This window comes from Rhodanobacter geophilus (assembly GCF_040812275.1).
GTDB lineage: Bacteria > Pseudomonadota > Gammaproteobacteria > Xanthomonadales > Rhodanobacteraceae > Rhodanobacter_A > Rhodanobacter_A geophilus.
Genome location: NZ_JBFOHL010000001.1, coordinates 157,655 through 174,615 on the forward strand (window position 1 = coordinate 157,655; position 16,961 = coordinate 174,615).

Sequence of the window (16,961 nt, forward strand, 5' to 3'; positions counted from 1 at the left end):
CCGCATTGCGGAAAGCTTGTCGTGCAGCTGTGTGGGATCATGCCGCGACGCATGCCCCACACCCCGCAGGGACGCCGATGGATCTGCTTGAACGACTGGTCACGATCTTCGCCGAGAACGGCTACCTCGCGGTGTGGATCGCGCTGACGATCTGCGGCCTCGGCCTGCCGTTGCCGGAAGACGTCACCCTGGTCGCCGGCGGCGTGATCGCCGGGCTGGGCTACGCCAACGTGCACGCGATGTTCGCGCTGTGCATGATCGGCGTACTGCTCGGCGATGCCACCGTGTTCCTGCTCGGCCGCCGTTACGGCGAAGCCATGCTGAAATGGCGCTGGATTGCCCGCGCACTCCCCCCGGAGCGCTTCGAGCTGGTGCAGCACAAGTTCGCGCGCTACGGCAACCGCGTGCTGTTCGTCGCCCGCTTCCTGCCCGGCATGCGCACCACCATCTACCTCTCCGCCGGCGCCACGCGGCGGGTGTCGCTGCTGCGCTTCCTGCTGATCGACGCCGCCGCCGCGCTGATCAGCGTGCCGGTGTGGGTGTACCTGGGCTATTTCGGCGCCGACAACCACGTGTGGCTGATGAAGTGGATGCAGCGCGGGCAGAACAGCATGTGGTTCCTGCTCGGCCTGGTGCTGTTGTGCGTGGCGTGGCTGTGGTGGCGCCATCGGCGCCAGCGCATCAGCCAGGACGACTGACACGCCCGGCCTTGCGGCGCAGCCGAGCCGTCCCGCTGCGGCAGCGACACGAAACCGCCTGCTCCCCCCGCGTGTGCAGAAGCAGCCCTCCGGCGCCGGAGCGGCTCGCGCAACGGGAAGCGTACCGGGCTACAGCCAACGCCCGTAGCGGCGGATGTAGATCAGCTTCACCAGCTGGGTCAGTGCGCAATAGGCCAGCACGGTGGCCGCCAGCCATGCGTAATACACCGGCGGCATCTCCAGCATGCCGAGCTTGTGGCCCAGGCCGGTATACGGAATCACCATGCCGATCGCGATGATCGCCGTGGTCAGTCCCAGCACTGGCGCGGCCGCGCTGCTCTGCAGGAACGGGATGCGGCGCGTGCGGATCATGTGCACCACCAGGGTCTGGGTAAGCAGGCTCTCGATGAACCAGCCGGACTGGAACAGTGACTGGTGCGCCGGCGTGTTCGCGCCGAACACGAACCACAGCAGCACGAAGGTGGTGATGTCGAACACCGAACTCGACGGCCCCACCAGCAGCATGAAGCGGCCGATGTCGCTGGCGTCCCACTTGCGCGGAACGCGCAGGTACTCCTCGTCCATGCGGTCGAACGGGATCGACAGCTGCGAGATGTCGTAGAGCAGGTTCAGCACCAGGATCTGCAGCGGCAGCAGCGGCACGAACGGCAGGAACACGCTGGCGATCAGCATGCTCAGCACGTTGCCGAAGTTCGAGCTGGCGGTCATCTTGATGTACTTGATGATGTTGCCGAAGGTGATGCGGCCTTCCAGCACGCCCTCCTCCAGCACCATCAGGTTCTTTTCCAGCAGGATGATGTCGGCCGACTCCTTGGCGATGTCGGTGGCGGTATCCACCGAGATGCCCACGTCGGCGTCGTGCAGCGCCGGTGCGTCGTTGATGCCGTCGCCGAGGAAGCCCACGGTGTGGCCCTGGCGCTGCAGCGACTTCACCACGCGCGCCTTCTCCAGCGGCGACATCTTCGCGAACACCGTGGTGCGCTTGACCAGCGCATCCAGCGCCTCGTCGTCCAGCGGCTCGATCTCGCGGCCCTGCACCGAATGCGTGACGTCCAGCCCCACCTCGCGGCAGATCTTGCGCGTCACCGCCTCGTTGTCGCCGGTGATCACCTTCACCTCGACGCCATGCGCGTGCAGCGCGGCGATCGCGGTGGCGGCCGAATCCTTCGGCGGGTCGAGGAAGGCGAGGCAGCCCACCGCGGTGAGTCCGCTCTCGTCGGCCACGCTCCACGCGCGTTCGGCCGCCGGCTCGCGACGCACCGCCACCACCAGCACGCGCAGGCCGTCTTCGTTCAACCGGTGCGTCATCGCGCGGATCTCGCGGCGACGCTCGTCGGTCAGCGGCTCCACCGTGCCGCCGACCTGCGCATGGGCGCAGATAGCCAGCATCTCCTCCACCGCACCCTTGCAGATCAGCAGGTGCTCGTCGCCGCCGTTCGCCACGACGACGGACATGCGCCGGCGCTGGAAGTCGAACGGGATCTCGTCCACCACGCGGTAGCGCGCCGCGGTCGGTTCCAGGTCGCGGTGCGCCAGCACCGCCTTGTCCATCAGGTTCTTCAGGCCGGTCTGGAAGCGGCTGTTGAGGTAGCCATACTCCAGCGCCTCGTCGCTCTCCTCGCCGTCGAGGTCGAGGTGGCGTTCCAGCACGATCTTGTCCAGCGTCAGCGTGCCGGTCTTGTCAGTGCACAGCACGTCCATCGCACCGAAGTTCTGGATCGCGTTGAGCCGCTTCACCACCACCTTGCGCCTGGACATCGCGATCGCGCCCTTGGCGAGGTTCGCGGTGACGATCAGCGGCAGCATTTCCGGGGTGAGGCCCACCGCCACCGACAGCGCGAACAGGAACGCCTCCCAGAAGCCCTGCTTGTACCACTGGATGCCCAGCACCACCGGCACCATCACCGCCATGAAGCGGATCAGCAGCCAGCTCACCGAGTTCACGCCGCGGTCGAAGCTGGTCTGCACGCGCTGGCCGGTCATGCTGTGCGCCAGCGAACCCAGGTAGCTGCGCGCACCGGTCGCCACCACCACCGCGCTGGCGGTGCCGGAAATCACGTTGGTGCCCATGTAGCAGACCGTGGGCAAATCCAGCGGATTGGCCGCCGCCGCCTCGCCATGCGCATGCACCGGCGCCGCCTTTTCCACCGGCAGCGATTCGCCGGTGAGGATCGCCTGGCTGATGAACAGATCCTTCGCCGCAAGCAGGCGCAGGTCGGCGGGCACCATGTCGCCCGCGCCCAGGTGCACGATGTCGCCGACCACCAGCTCGCCCACCGGCACCTCGATCTGCTCGCTGTGGCCGTCGGAAGCCTGCCGCGTCACCGTGGCGGTGTTGCGCACCATCGCCTTCAGCTTCTCGGCGGCGCGCGAGGAGCGGTATTCCTGGGTGAAGGTCAGCACCACGCTGATGCCCACCATCGCCGCGATGATGATCGGCCCGGTGAGGTCGCTGTCGTCGGCGAACAACTGCACGCCGGCCAGCACCAGCAGCACGATGATGAAGGGGTTCTTGAACGCGCGCAGCAGCTGCAGCGACCAGTGCGGCGGCTTCTCGTGCGAGACCTCGTTGGTGCCGTCGCGGTGCAGGCGCTCGGTGATTCGCTCCTCGTCCAGGCCGTGGACCGTGGTCTCGAGCGCGGCCAGCAGGGCTTCGTTGTCGCGGAACGCTTCCTGCGCCGCCAGCACCTGCGCCGGAGCCGGCGCCGCAGCCTTGACGGTCGAGCGGGAGATGGACTTGCTCATGGATCGCTACCGTTGTTCGAGGGAATCCGCGCCGCGGCAGCGTGTCGGCGCAGGACCGACTAGCTGGACGGAACGTCCGCTGTGGGGCTGGTGGCGGCCGAGCGGACCGCCGGACACAACAGGCCGCGCCGCCGCCGCACTGGCGGAGGCCAGCACCTGCGGGGCGCACACGCCTGCATCAGTGACTGGATGCCAGTTGCAGATGACGCGGCGACGACAGGGACGCGACGTTACGTGCCTCGGCCTGGCGCTGCGGCTCGACGGACGGAGGAACCAGCGGTGCCGGCACGGTCACGACGAAGACGCGCCGCCGCGCATCGCGGCGTACGGCGAGCAGGCTGCGGCGGGGAGTCCGCAGGCGGAGAAAATCGCGAAGGAGCTTCATGGGCCCATCTCCTCGGTTGCGGCGCACGGCGCCGTCGAGGATGGGCCGGCGTTTCCTAGTCGAGGAAAGGACCGGCCGACCGCTGGCGGCTGCCGCAGGCGTTCAGCTTGTGATGCATTGCCGGCACCCGATGCGAGCGGATGTCGACGTTGCGACTAGGGTAAACGTCCATATGCCTTGGTTAGTCAGGACAGGATGCCGGCGAGAGTGACACATCGCGCGACCGGTGTATTTTGCGGTGCGGCAGCGATCGAGTCAACGCATGAAACGTGAATCGGTGGCGAAAAGTCCGGCTCAGGCCGGCCCGTGGAATACCAGCCCCTGCCGCAACAGCGGCTCGGCCAGCCAGTGGTCGGCCAGCAGGAACGCAAACAGCGCCATCAGGTAGACGATGGAATACTTGAACACGCGCATCGCGAAGAACTCGTCCGGCGGGTTCAGCAGGCGGATCGCGTAGTACAGGAAGCCCGCGCCCAGCGCCAGCGCGCCGCCCAGGTAGAGCCAGCCGCTGTAGCCGGTGATCGCGGGCAGCAGGGTCACCAGCACCAGCAGCACCGTGTAGAACAGCACCTGCCAGCGCGTGTAGGCCACGCCGTGGGTCACCGGCAGCATCGGCACGCCGGCGCGCGCGTAGTCGTCGCGGCGGAAGATCGCCAGCGCCCAGAAGTGCGGTGGCGTCCACACGAAGATGATCAGGCACAGCTGCAGCGCGAACGGATGCAGCGCACCGGTCACCGCGGTCCAGCCCAGCACTGGCGGGATCGCCCCGGCGAGGCCGCCGATCACGATGTTCTGCGGCGTGGCGCGCTTGAGATAGGCGGTATAGACCAGCGCGTAGCCGATCAGCCCCGCGAAGGTGAGCCACGCGGTGAGGCCGTTCACCAGCAGCGCCAGCACCAGCATCGAGGCGACGCCGATCACGATCGCGAACACCAGCACCTGCCACGGCTTGAGATGGCCGGTGGCCAGCGGGCGCCTCGCGGTGCGCGCCATCAGCTTGTCGATGCGCTGGTCGATCAGGTGGTTGAACGCCGCCGCCGAGCCCGAGGCCAGCCAGATGCCCAGCATGCCGAACACCAGCGCGCGCCACGGCGGGATGCCGGGCACCGCGAGGAACATGCCGATCACCGCGCAGAACACCAGCAGCGCCACCACGCGCGGCTTGGTCAGTTGCAGGTATTCACCCAGCACTCCGCTCATGGCAGGGCTCCCGCGGCGTCATGCCTGCGCTGCGTGCGCGCCAGCGTCGCCACCAGGGTGAACAGCAGCAGGGCCGCCATGCCGTTGTGCGCGGTCGCCACCGGCAGCGGCAGGCCGAAGTGCACGTTGCTGATGCCCAGCAGCACCTGGCAGACCAGCGCCGTGGCCACGGCGATGCCGCACCAGCGCAGGCCGCGCCGCGCCAGCCGGTGCGACAGCCAGCCGAGGTAGCAGAACACCACCAGCGCGCCGATCCGGTGCACCATCTGGATCGCGGTGCGCGCGCCCTGGTCGAGGATGCCGCCCTCGAAATCCACGCCGATGCCGCGCCACAGGATGAAGCCCTGGTGGTAGTCGCCCGGCGGCCACCACTGGCCCAGGCACTGCGGGAACGCCGCATCGCCAAAACCGCAGGCCAGCGCCGCGTAGTTCGACGAGGTCCAGCCGCCCAGCGCGATCTGGCAGGCCAGCAGCACGATGCCCAGGACCACCAGCCGGCGCAGGCCCGCCAGCGCATCGTCCGCCGCGCCCACGCCGGCGAAGCGCACCGCCGCATAGCCCAGCAGCGCGAACGTGGTCATGCCGCCCAGCAGGTGGCCGGTCACCACGATGGGTTTCAGCAGCAGGGTCACCGTCCACATGCCCAGCATGGCCTGGAAGATGATCACGGCCAGCGCCAGCACGACGATCCGGCACGCGCCGCTTTCGCGCCAGCGCCATGCGCCAAGCGTCGGCGACAGGATCGCCATGGCGGACAAGGCCGACGAAACCGCGTACTCGCCGCGCATGTACGTCGCCACGCCTGCCGCGGCGCATACGGCGCCCACGATCACCTGCCTGCGCGTGCGCCGGTCGCGCCACGCAACGAGCAGCGCCAAGACCAGCACCAGCACGCCCAGCGTGCCGGCCAGCATGCGGTGCACCTGCTCGCGCCAGGCCTTGTGCGCCTCGTAGGGGCGGTCCGGGAAAGCGGCATCGGCCCTGGCCACCGCCTGCGCGTGCTGCGGCCAGGTCGCCTGGCCATAGCAGGTGGGCCAGTCCGGGCAGGACAGGCCGGCGTTGGACAGCCGCACGAAGGCACCGAACATCACCAGCCCGAACGCGAACACGGCCGCCAGCAGCGACAGCCAGCGCAGGATTTTTCCCGCTTGCAACGACATCACTTGATGACCTTCTGCAGATCCCGGAACAGGCCGGAGGGATCGAAACCGGCAGGATAACTCGCCAGTGCCGTGCCATTGGATTCCACCAGCAGCGCACCCACGCTGTCCGGTTGCCGCGGACGCCACGGCGCCAGCCTGCCGCCCACGTCCTGGCCGACCTGCCAGTAGTTCGCCATGCCGTCCCGCTGCGCATCGGCGGGTGGCGTGCCCACGTACAACAGGCGCAGCCGCGACTGGTTGCGGTTGAGCATCATGCGCGCCTTGGCCATCGCGGTCAGCGCGGCATAACAGCGCGCGGCGCAGTCCGGCCCGGGCAACGCCACCAGGGTCAGCCGCGGCTCGCTGTCGCGCCAGGCCCAGTCGCTGCCGTCGGCGAGGCGCACCGGCAGTTGCTCCTGGGCGAAGTTGCGCTGCGGCAGGATCGGCAGGCCGTTGCCCTTCGCGCCGGGCTGCCAGCCGGCCAGCGTGAGCAGCAGCGCCAGCACGAACGGCGCGGCGAAGATCGAGGCGACCAGCAACAGCTTCAGGCGGCTCTTGCGGAGCGCGGCGGGATCGGTGGCATTCATCGGGAGTCCGTCGGTCGGGGTTTGCGCGAACCGCGCCTGCGGTTCAGCACCAGCAGGATCACCACCACGGCGATCGCGAAGGAAAACCACTGGAACGCGTAGGCACGATGCCGTGCCGGCGGCATGTCGCCGAAGTCCAGCGTGTGCACGCGTACGTAGATCGACGCCGGATCGGCATCCAGGCTCAGCACGCGCGGATACAGCGGCGCACCGAGATCGGCGGCGATCTGCGGCAGGTCGAGATAGATCGTCTTCTTCGGCCACGCCGTCTGCCGCGCCAGCGCGTTGCCGCCCATCTCGAAACCGCGACCCGGTGGCGGCACGTAGAGTCCGCGCAGGTCCTGCACGCCTTCCGGCAGTGGCGGCAGCTGTGGTGTCTGGTCGGTGCCGTTGCCGGGCAGGAAGCCCAGATCCGCCAGCAGCAGCCGGTGACCGGTGCCCGGCACACGCAACGGCACGTACACTTCCACGCCGCCGCGATCGTCGTGCTTCGGGTTGTCCAGCAGATAGACGCGGTCGGCCAGGTAGCGGCCCTGCACCTGCACGCGGGGGTAGGCGTCCGGCGGCGGCCTCGCGGCCACCGCGGCAAAGCCTTGTGGCGACGCGATCTCCGCCGCGGCATAGCGTCGCAGCAGATCGTCCTTGTAGGCGGCGCGGTGCAGCTGCCAGACGCCCAGTCGCACGAAAAGCACGGCCGCGGCAGCGGTGAGCAGGATCGCCCACCACGGCGGGCGGCGGAAACCACCTAGCACGGCGCGCACTCCCCGGTCGCTATACTGCCTGCAACAAAATCGACCGGATCAATCACGTGGGTCCCATCTACAAATACGCGGTGGTGGTGTTGCTGCTGGTGGTGATCTTCAGCCTCGCCCAGGCGCTGTACTACATGATGACCGACAAGGACAACGACAGGCGCATGGCCTGGGCGCTGACCCGCCGCATCGCACTGTCGCTGCTGCTGATCGGCATGGTCATGTTCGGCATCTGGATGGGCTGGCTGCAGCCGCACGACGTCGGCCAGTGATTGTAACCGCCCCTGCACTGCTTGTTTTCCCGCAACACGAAGAAGCCCGCCAATCGGCGGGCTTCTTGTATTTGAGCGGCGCGTTTCTGAAGAGTCCGGCCATGGATGGCCGGTTCTTGATTTTCGCCCTCCGCGGCAGGATGCCGCGTGAAGTCAAAACCGTCCGGCCATGGATGGCCGGTTCCTGACTTTCGCCCTCCGCGGCAGGATGTCGCGTGAAGTCAAAACCGTCCGCCATGGATGGCCGGTTCCCGATCTTCGCCTTCCGCGGCAGGACGTCGCGTCAAATCACAGTATGTAAACGAACAGGAACAGGCACAGCCAGACCACGTCGACGAAGTGCCAGTACCACGCCACCGCCTCGAAGCCGAAATGGTGGTCCTTGCTGAAATGGCCTTTCAGCACGCGCAGCCAGATCACCGCCAGCATGATCGTGCCCAGCGTCACGTGCAGGCCGTGGAAGCCGGTGAGCATGAAGAAGGTGGAACCGTAGACGCCGCTGTGCAGGGTCAGGTTCAACTCCTTGTACGCCTCCATGTACTCGTGCGCCTGGCAGAACAGGAAGGTGGCGCCCAGCAGCACGGTGAGGCCGAGGAACAGCAGGATCCGCCCGCGATGGCCGCCGCGCAGCGCATGGTGCGCGATCGTCACGGTGACGCTGGAGGTGAGCAGGATCAGCGTGTTCAGCAGCGGCAGCCCCCACGGCGCCACGGTGCTGAAGGCGCCGCCGACGTGCAGCGGGCCGTTGCCGCCGGCCGCGCCCCACGCGCCGCTGTAGGTGTCGTAGAGGAACTGGTGGGTGAGCACGCCGTGGCCTTCGCCGCCCAGCCACGGCACCGAGAACGTGCGGATGTAGAACAGCGCGCCGAAGAACGCGCCGAAGAACATCACCTCGGAGAAGATGAACCACATCATGCCCATGCGGAACGAGGTGTCCACCTGGGGGTTGTACAGGCCGGCCAGCGATTCCTTGATCACCGAATGGAACCAGCCGAAGAACATGCCGAGGATGCCGATCGCGCCGATCGTGATCACCGTCTTGCCGAAGCCGGACTCGCCGGGCTCGGCATTCAGCCAGTGCGCGGCGCCGAACACGGTGAGGAACATGACCACCGCGGCGACGATCGGCCACTGGCTCTTGCTCGGTACGTAGTAGATGTCGTGTTGCTGACCCATGGTATGACCCCGTGGCGTTGCTCTGGTGACCCGGCCCCGTCATCGCGTGGCCGGATGTCTGCCGGATGACCCTGCCGCTGCCATCCGTGGAACCCGGTATGGCGCTGCGCTACTTCATCAGCAGGATCTGCGCGAACGACAGCAGATAGAACGCGCCGACCACGATGGCCAGCACCGTCACGGTGCGACGCACGCCGCGGCGGCGGCCCTGCTCGAAACGCTGGTCCGCGATGCCGGATGTCATGTGGCCGGACGTCATACGGCTTGTCGTCATGCGCTGCTGTCCCGCTGGCGCCGCCGCGGCCCTGCGGCCGCCGCGGCAGGATGATGGTCAGTCGTTCACGTGGCCGTGCGCCAGTTCCTCGTCGTGCACCACCGGCGGCACCGTGAAGCTGTGGTGCGGCGGCGGCGAGGGCAGCGTCCATTCCAGGCCGCGCGCGCCTTCCCACACGCGGTCGGTGGCCTTCTTCTTCGAGAAGAACGCGCAATGCACGATCACGCCCAGGAAGATCAGCTGCGAGGCGCCGAACAGGAAGCCGCCGATCGAGCTGACCATGTTGAAGTCGGCGAACGCCACGTTGTAGTCCGGGATGCGGCGCGGCATGCCGGCCAGGCCGAGGAAGTGCTGCGGGAAGAACAGCACGTTCACGAACACCACGCTGCACCAGAAGTGCACCTTGCCCCAGAACTCGTTGTACATGTGGCCGGTCCACTTCGGCAGCCAGTAATACGTGGCCGCCATGATCGCGAACGCGGCGCCGGTCACCAGCACGTAGTGGAAGTGCGCCACCACGAAGTAGGTGTCGTGGTACTGGAAGTCGGCCGGCACCAGCGCCAGCATCAGGCCGGAGAAGCCGCCGATGGTGAACAGGATCACGAACGCGATCGCGAACAGCATCGGCGTCTCGAACGTCATCGAGCCGCCCCACATCGTGGCCACCCAGTTGAACACCTTCACGCCGGTCGGCACCGCGATCAGCATCGTCGCGTACATGAAGAAGATGTCCGCGCCCAGCGGCAGGCCCACCGCGAACATGTGGTGCGCCCACACGATGAACGACAGGAAGGCGATGCTGGCGATCGCGTACACCATCGCGCGGTAGCCGAAGATCGGCTTGCGCGCGAACGTCGGGATCACTTCCGAGATGATCCCGAACGCGGGCAGGATCATGATGTAGACCTCGGGGTGGCCGAAGAACCAGAACACGTGCTGGTACAGCACCGGGTCGCCGCCGCCGTGCGGGTTGAAGAAGCTGGTGCCGAAGTACTTGTCGGTGAGCAGCATGGTCACCGCGCCGGCCAGCACCGGCATCACCGCGATCAGCAGGAACGCCGTGATCAGCCAGCTCCACACGAACACCGGCATCTTCAAGAGGTCCATGCCCGGCGCGCGCATGTTGAGGATGGTGGCGATGATGTTGATCGCGCCCATGATCGAGCTGATGCCCATCAGGTGGATCGCGAACACCACGTAGGCCAGCGAGTTGCTCTGCAGCGACAGCGGCGGATACATCGTCCAGCCGCCGGCCGGGCCGCCACCGGGCAGGAACAGCGTGGACAGCATCAGCGTGAACGCGAACGGCAGAATCCAGAACGAGAGGTTGTTCATGCGCGGCAACGCCATGTCCGGCGCGCCGATCATCATCGGGATCATCCAGTTACCGAGGCCCACGAAGGCCGGCATGATCGCGCCGAAGATCATCACCAGCGCGTGCATGGTGGTCATCTCGTTGAAGAAGGCCGGCTGCACCAGCTGCAGGCCGGGCTTGAACAGCTCGGCGCGGATCACCATCGCGAAGCTGCCGCCGATGAAGAACATCGTCAGCGAGAAGATCAGGTACAGCGTGCCGATGTCCTTGTGGTTGGTGGACATCACCCAGCGCTGGAAGAATCCCTGCGGCGCATGGTGGTGGTCATCGTGGTGATCGTGGGTGGCTTCGTGGGCCATGGCCTTGCACCTCTGCCTGAATCTGTCGATGGCGCAGCCACTCGCGGCTGCTCTCCGGAATTTCGCGGCCGGGTCGGCCGCGACACGTCATGACTGCAATCGCACCGCGGCGGGGCTCAACCCTTGTCGCCGTGCTGCGCGGGTGCCGCAGCCTGCGCCGTCGCCGGGGCGGCGGCGCTGGAGGCCGCGGCCGGCGGCGCGGCCGGTGCCGGCGCGGACGCCTGCTCCTGCGCGGCCAGCCACTTCGCGAAGTCTTCCTGCGAGACCGCCTTCACCACGATCGGCATGAAGCCGTGGTCCTGGCCGCACAGTTCGGCGCACTGGCCACGATAGGTGCCGGGCTCGTTGATGTTGGTCCACGCGGTGTTGACGATGCCGGGGATCGCATCCATCTTCCAGCCGAACGCCGGCACCCACCACGAGTGGATCACGTCGTCGCTGGTGATCACGAAGCGGATCTTGGTGTGGATCGGCAGCACCAGCGGCTTGTCCACGTTGAGCAGGTAGGTGTTCTTGTCGCCGGTCTTCACCGCGTACGGGTCCATGCCCGAATCCAGCTGGCGGGTCTTGTCGCTCAGCGCGTCGAGCTTGGACATGTAGCCGACCTTGCTGACCGGCTTGCCGAGGTAGTCGACGTAGTCGTAGCGCCACTTCCACTGGTAGCCGGTGACCTTGATCGTCATCTGCGAGCCGGTGGTGTTCGCGAACGAGACCAGTCCGCCGGTGGCCATCCAGGCCAGCACCACCAGGATGATCACCGGGATCGTCGTCCAGATGATCTCGACCGTGGTGTTGTGCGACCACTTCTCGGCCACCGCGCCGCGCGACTTGCGGAAGCGGAACATGGCGATGAACATCGCGCCGAACACCAGCACGCCGATCACCACGCACACGCCGAGCGCGACGTTGTTGAGGAAGTACGGCTCGCCGGACCAGGCCGTCGCGCCGCGCGTCATGTTGAGCTGCCACGGGCGGGGGTCGGCCTGCGCAAGACCGGCGCACAGCACCAGCACGAGGGCCGCCGACGCCGCCACGGCGCGCCTGATGCCGGTCATCCTGCCGCGGCTGGAACGGCTGCGACGGATTCGATTTCCGTTCGGCCCGGTCCCGTCAGTCCTGATGCTGCCAGATGTCATGCTCTCGCCCTTTGTTGAACCTATCCGCGCGGCTGGTCGTTGATCCCTTCCAGCAGCAGCTTGAGTTTCCGCAACAGCTCGACACGTTCCTGTTCGGCAAGGAACCCGCCGATTTCCAGCTCGCGCCCGTGTGATGACAGTAGCAGGCGGCGACATCCGCTTTCCCCCTCGTCCATCCGCACGCGCACCCAGTAAGGCTGGAAACGCACGCGTTGCCGCCCCGGCAACGATTGCACCTCCAGCGACGTGTCGTCGAGGGTGATGCGTTCGCCGCGGTCGCCGGCCCGCCAGGCCACGCACAGGGCGACAGCCACGGCAGACGACTCGACCAGGGCGAACAGCGGAGCGAACACATTCCCCTGCCACGCGCCCAGGACGGCCGTTGTCAGCGCCAGCGCCACCAGAAGCATGATGAGCCGACGCAGGCCGCGTCGACTGAGCGTGCGATTGGGCCTGAGCCATATCGTCACGCGCGGCAAGCCGGCGGCGGCTGGTCGTAGCACGATCATGGAGATCCGGCGTGCCAAGAGCGCATCGATGATAGGTCGCATGGGCGCAAGGGGCAAGAATGCCGCAGGGGCTTGAGCCCGGTCACTTTTGCCACGCACGCACATACCTGCGCGTACCTTGCGCCACGGCGGCGAGTAGCGGCGGCAGGGCGGCGCCCGGCGTACAATCGCGCGTTCCGTCCGCCTCCCCCATCGCATCGACCCCACCGTGACCCAGCCCATCCTCAGCCCCGAACTCCCCGCCGGCGCCGAGCCGGCCCGCGCGCGCATCACCGCCGCGTGGCTGCGCGACGAGACCGAAGCGGTCAACGACCTGCTCGCCCAGGCTACCCTGCCGCCCGCCGAGCGCGAGCAGGTGATCGACGTCGCCGCCGGCCTGGTCACGCGCGTGCGCGCGCGCGCCAAGGACCAGAGCGCGGTCGAATCCTTCATGCGCCAGTACGACCTGTCCTCCGAGGAAGGCGTACTGCTTATGTGCGTGGCGGAAGCGCTGCTGCGCATCCCCGACAAGGCCACCGCCGACAAGCTGATCCGCGACAAGCTGGGCGACGCCGACTGGAAGAAGCACCTGGGCCAGAGCGAGTCGCTGTTCGTCAACGCCAGCACCTGGGGCCTGATGCTCACCGGCCACCTGGTGAACCTCGCCGAGGAAACCCGCCGCGACTTCACCGGCGCGCTGAAGCGCCTCGCCGGCCGCGCCGGCGAGCCGGCGATCCGCCTCGCGGTGCGCCAGGCCATGCGCATCATGGGCCACCAGTTCGTGATGGGGCAGACCATCGACGAGGCGCTGGACCGCTGCGCGAAGAAGGAATATGCGATGTACCGCTATTCCTACGACATGCTGGGCGAATCCGCGCTCACCGCCGAGACCGCCGAGCGCTACCAGGAGGACTATCGCCGCGCGATCGCCCGCATCGGCGCGCGCGGCCCGTTCGCCAACCACACCGACGCGCCGTCGATCTCGGTGAAGCTCTCCGCCCTGCACCCGCGCTACGAAGTGGCCAAGCGCGAGGTCGCCCGCCGCGACCTCACCGCCAAGCTGCTGGAACTGTCGCAACTGGCGATGCAGCAGGGCATCGCGCTGTCGGTGGATGCCGAGGAAGCCGACCGCCTCGAACTCTCGCTGGACATCATCGGCGACGTGTTCGCCCACCCCTCGCTGGAGGGCTGGAACGGCCTCGGCATCGTGGTGCAGGCCTACTCCAAGCGCACCCCGTTCGTGATCGACTGGCTGATCGAGACGGCACGTGCGGCAAATCGTCGCTGGTACGTGCGCCTGGTGAAGGGCGCCTACTGGGACGCCGAGATCAAGCGCGCCCAGGAACAGGGCCTGGCCGGCTACCCGCTGTACACGCGCAAGCCGAACACCGACGTCTCCTACCTCGCCTGCGCGCGCAAGCTGTTCGACGCCGGCAGCGAGCTGATCTACCCGCAGTTCGCCACCCACAACGCGCACAGCATCGCCGCCGTGCACCACGTCGCGCGCGGCCGGCCGTTCGAGTTCCAGCGCCTGCACGGCATGGGCACCGACCTGTACGCGGAAGTGATCGGCCCGCAGAACCTCAACGTGCCCTGCCGCGTGTACGCGCCGGTGGGCACGCACGAAGACCTGCTGCCCTACCTGGTGCGCCGCCTGCTGGAAAACGGCGCCAACACCAGCTTCGTCAACCGCGTGGTGGACGAGACGCTGCCGGTGCGCGAGCTGGTCGCCGATCCCTGCGAAACGGTGCGCCGCTTCGCCTCCATCCCCCACCCGCGCATCCCCTTGCCGGTCAACCTCTTTGGCGAACTGCGGAAGAATTCCATGGGCATCAACTTCTCCAACGACAACGAACTGAAGGCCACCGCCGAAGCCGTCAACGCCAAGTGCGGCCCGTGGAGCGCCGCACCGCTGGTACCGGGCGCCGGAGGAGCGGCTTCAGCCGCGGCCGTCACCGTGACCAACCCCGCCGACCGCCGCCAGATCGTGGGCAGCTACGTCAGCGCCGACGCCGCCCTGGTGGACCAGGCGCTGGCCAACGCCGTCGCCGCCCAGCCCGACTGGGACCGCCTGCCCGCCGCCAGCCGCGCCGCGATTCTTGAACATGCGGCGGAACAGCTCGAGGCGCGCCGCGCCGAGTTCATCGCGCTGTGCGTGCGCGAGGCCGGCAAGAGCCTGCCCGACGCCATCGCCGAGATCCGCGAGGCCGCCGACTTCCTGCGCTACTACGCCACCATGGCTCGCCGCCTGTTCGGCCAGCCCGAGCAGCTGCCCGGCCCCACCGGCGAGAGCAACCAGCTGTTCCTCAACGGCCGCGGCGTGTTCGTCTGCATCAGCCCGTGGAACTTCCCGCTGGCGATCTTCCTGGGCCAGGTCAGCGCCGCGCTCGCCGCCGGCAACAGCGTGATCGCCAAGCCCGCCGAGCAGACCAGCCTGATCGGCCATGCCGCGGTGAAGCTGTTGCACGAAGCCGGCGTACCCGAGGCCGTGCTGCAGTACCTGCCCGGCGACGGCGCGGTGGTCGGCGCTGCCCTGACCCGGGACCCGCGCGTGGCCGGCGTGGCCTTCACCGGCTCCACCGAGACCGCCTGGGCGATCAACCGCGCGCTGGCCGCGCGCAACGCGCCGATCGCCGCGCTGATCGCCGAGACCGGCGGGCAGAACGCGATGATCGCCGACTCCTCCGCCCTGCCCGAGCAGATCGTCAAGGACGTGATCGCCTCCGCCTTCCAGTCCGCCGGCCAGCGCTGCTCGGCCGCACGCGTGCTGTTCGTGCAGGAGGACATCGCCGACAAGGTGGTCGGCATGTTGGCCGGCGCGATGGCCGAGCTGAAGGTGGGCGATCCCGGCCAGCTCAGCACCGACGTGGGCCCGGTGATCGACGAGGACGCGAAGCAGATCCTGGTCGAGCACGCCGCACGCATGGACAAGGAGGCGAAACTGATCGCCGAGGCGAAGATCGACGCCGAGGTCGCCGCCCACGGCACCTTCTTCGCCCCGCGCGCCTACGAGATCCCCGCGCTGTCCACGCTCAAGCGCGAAGTGTTCGGCCCGGTGCTGCACGTGCTGCGCTGGAAGGGCAGCGAACTGCCGCAGGTGGTGGAGCAGATCAACGCCACCGGCTACGGCCTCACGCTGGGCGTGCACAGCCGCATCGACGACACCGTGGAATACATCCGCAGCCACGCCCGCGTCGGCAACTGCTACGTCAACCGCAACCAGATCGGCGCGGTGGTCGGCGTGCAGCCCTTCGGCGGCGAAAGCCTCTCCGGCACCGGCCCCAAGGCCGGCGGCCCGCACTACCTGCTGCGCTTCGCCGGCGAACGCACGCTCACCATCAACACCACGGCGGCCGGCGGCAATGCGTCGCTGCTGACGATCGGCGAGTAACGCCATCGCTCCATGTCCGCTCTCCCAACTCGTTGAGAGAGTGGGCCGAAGCGAAGGGGAAAGGTTTTCGGTATTGCTATAACGTCGATGCAATGAGTACGTTTCGTGCCATTGCACGGAGTATCTGCATGGCAAGACAGCAACGAAAAGGGCAAGCCGAAGTCACCCGCTGGATGGGGCCGTTGCTGGACTGCTTGCGCGCACTCGGTGGTTCCGCCAGGCCACAAGAAGTATCACGGTGGATAGCGCACGAACTGCAACTGTCTCGCGAAATCACCGAAGCCACCATCAAATCTGGCGCCAATCGTTTCCATAACCAAGTGCAATGGGCACGCCAGTATCTGGTGTGGGAAGGCTTGCTGGATGACAGTCGCCGCGGTATCTGGACGCTGACCCCACTGGGCTGGAAAACCCATCTCGATGACGATGAGTCACATCGCGTCTTTCTCAATCGAGTGAAAACTGATCAGGCCGAACGCAAGCAGCACACAGAAGCGGCACCGCATCCCGAACCCGAACTGGTCGAAGCCGAGCCACCCGAGGAGGCCCACGATCTCGACCTGCTCAACATCCTCAAGTCCTTGCCGCCATATGGCTTCGAGCTAATCTGCGGCCGCCTGCTGCGCGAACACGGATTCGAGGACGTGGAAGTCACCCAGCGCTCTCGCGATGGCGGCATCGACGGTTACGGCCTGCTGCGCCTCAGCCCCTTCGTGAGCCTGCGCGTAGCGTTTCAGGCCAAGCGCTTCAAGGACACCGTCACGCGCAGCGCCGTGGGCGAATTCCGCAACGCCTTGCTCGGCCGCGCCGAGAAGGGTGTGTTCATCACCACCGGCCGCTTCACGCAGGACGCCGAGGCCGAAGCCACGCGCGACGGCGTGGTGCCGATCGAACTGATCGACGGCGAGCAGCTGGTGGAGTTGTTCCAGGACAAGCTCATCGGCGTGAAGCCGAAGACGGTCTACGAGATCGACCATGCCTTTTTCGACGAATTCCGCCGCGAAGGCTGAAAGCCGATCA

15 protein-coding genes are annotated in these 16,961 nt (G+C 67.5%); 4 read left to right on the plus strand and 11 right to left on the minus strand.

The annotated features are described in order from the left end of the window. Window positions 1-77 precede the first annotated feature (77 nt). Entirely contained in the window at window positions 78-698 is a 621-nt protein-coding gene (locus tag ABQJ56_RS00730; protein ID WP_367843071.1) for a DedA family protein, read from the plus strand. A gap of 129 nt (window positions 699-827) precedes the next feature. On the opposite strand, the gene mgtA is transcribed toward ABQJ56_RS00730, so the two are convergent. The 6 genes from mgtA to ABQJ56_RS00760 all read right to left on the minus strand — a co-directional run bounded on the left by mgtA (window position 828) and on the right by ABQJ56_RS00760 (window position 7,539). Next, window positions 828-3,464, minus strand: coding sequence for a magnesium-translocating P-type ATPase (gene mgtA, locus ABQJ56_RS00735; RefSeq protein ID WP_367843072.1), 2,637 nt, complete (start codon window positions 3,462-3,464; stop codon window positions 828-830). Between the two features lie 178 nt (window positions 3,465-3,642). Beyond that, the gene (locus ABQJ56_RS00740; protein ID WP_367843073.1) at window positions 3,643-3,849 is read right to left on the minus strand and encodes a hypothetical protein; all 207 of its coding nucleotides are present in this window, start codon (window positions 3,847-3,849) and stop codon (window positions 3,643-3,645) included. A 294-nt stretch (window positions 3,850-4,143) separates the two neighbouring features. Continuing rightward, a complete protein-coding gene (gene cyoE / locus ABQJ56_RS00745) occupies window positions 4,144-5,049 on the minus strand; it encodes a heme o synthase (protein WP_367843074.1) in 906 nt (301 codons plus the stop codon). Continuing rightward, window positions 5,046-6,209 (minus strand): COX15/CtaA family protein, encoded by a 1,164-nt coding sequence (locus ABQJ56_RS00750; RefSeq protein WP_367843075.1) that lies wholly within the window; start codon window positions 6,207-6,209, stop codon window positions 5,046-5,048. Before ABQJ56_RS00750 ends, cyoE begins: the two co-directional genes overlap by 4 nt. Then, a complete protein-coding gene (locus ABQJ56_RS00755; protein ID WP_367843076.1) occupies window positions 6,209-6,778 on the minus strand; it encodes a redox-active disulfide-containing membrane protein in 570 nt (189 codons plus the stop codon). The genes ABQJ56_RS00750 and ABQJ56_RS00755 overlap by 1 nt, the downstream gene beginning before the upstream one ends. After that, window positions 6,775-7,539, minus strand: a complete 765-nt coding sequence (locus ABQJ56_RS00760; protein ID WP_367843077.1) for an SURF1 family protein — start codon at window positions 7,537-7,539, stop codon at window positions 6,775-6,777. The genes ABQJ56_RS00755 and ABQJ56_RS00760 overlap by 4 nt, the downstream gene beginning before the upstream one ends. Before the next feature lie 47 nt (window positions 7,540-7,586). Between ABQJ56_RS00760 and ABQJ56_RS00765 the strand changes: the two genes are divergently transcribed. Next, window positions 7,587-7,802, plus strand: a complete 216-nt coding sequence (locus ABQJ56_RS00765) for a twin transmembrane helix small protein (RefSeq protein ID WP_367843078.1) — start codon at window positions 7,587-7,589, stop codon at window positions 7,800-7,802. 288 nt (window positions 7,803-8,090) lie between these two features. Here the strand turns inward: ABQJ56_RS00765 and ABQJ56_RS00770 are convergent, their stop codons facing one another. From ABQJ56_RS00770 to ABQJ56_RS00790, 5 genes are all read right to left on the minus strand, one after another. After that, on the minus strand, window positions 8,091-8,978 hold the full coding sequence (locus ABQJ56_RS00770; protein WP_367843079.1) for a cytochrome c oxidase subunit 3: 888 nt from the start codon (window positions 8,976-8,978) through the stop codon (window positions 8,091-8,093). A 109-nt stretch (window positions 8,979-9,087) separates the two neighbouring features. Then, window positions 9,088-9,252, minus strand: coding sequence for a hypothetical protein (locus ABQJ56_RS00775; RefSeq protein ID WP_367843080.1), 165 nt, complete (start codon window positions 9,250-9,252; stop codon window positions 9,088-9,090). A gap of 57 nt (window positions 9,253-9,309) precedes the next feature. Continuing rightward, window positions 9,310-10,926 (minus strand): cytochrome c oxidase subunit I, encoded by a 1,617-nt coding sequence (gene ctaD / locus ABQJ56_RS00780; RefSeq protein WP_367843081.1) that lies wholly within the window; start codon window positions 10,924-10,926, stop codon window positions 9,310-9,312. A 116-nt stretch (window positions 10,927-11,042) separates the two neighbouring features. Beyond that, complete coding sequence (gene coxB, locus ABQJ56_RS00785) at window positions 11,043-11,981, minus strand: cytochrome c oxidase subunit II (protein WP_367843082.1); 939 nt, start codon at window positions 11,979-11,981, stop codon at window positions 11,043-11,045. 101 nt (window positions 11,982-12,082) lie between these two features. Continuing rightward, window positions 12,083-12,571: a DUF2244 domain-containing protein gene (locus tag ABQJ56_RS00790; RefSeq protein ID WP_367843083.1), complete on the minus strand. Its 489-nt coding sequence runs from the start codon at window positions 12,569-12,571 to the stop codon at window positions 12,083-12,085. A gap of 208 nt (window positions 12,572-12,779) precedes the next feature. Between ABQJ56_RS00790 and putA the strand changes: the two genes are divergently transcribed. Together putA and ABQJ56_RS00800 are read left to right on the plus strand one after the other, a co-directional pair. Then, window positions 12,780-15,941, plus strand: coding sequence for a bifunctional proline dehydrogenase/L-glutamate gamma-semialdehyde dehydrogenase PutA (gene putA, locus ABQJ56_RS00795; RefSeq protein ID WP_367843084.1), 3,162 nt, complete (start codon window positions 12,780-12,782; stop codon window positions 15,939-15,941). Window positions 15,942-16,069: 128 nt separating this feature from the next. Beyond that, window positions 16,070-16,951 (plus strand): restriction endonuclease, encoded by an 882-nt coding sequence (locus tag ABQJ56_RS00800; protein WP_367843085.1) that lies wholly within the window; start codon window positions 16,070-16,072, stop codon window positions 16,949-16,951. Window positions 16,952-16,961: the final 10 nt, after the last annotated feature.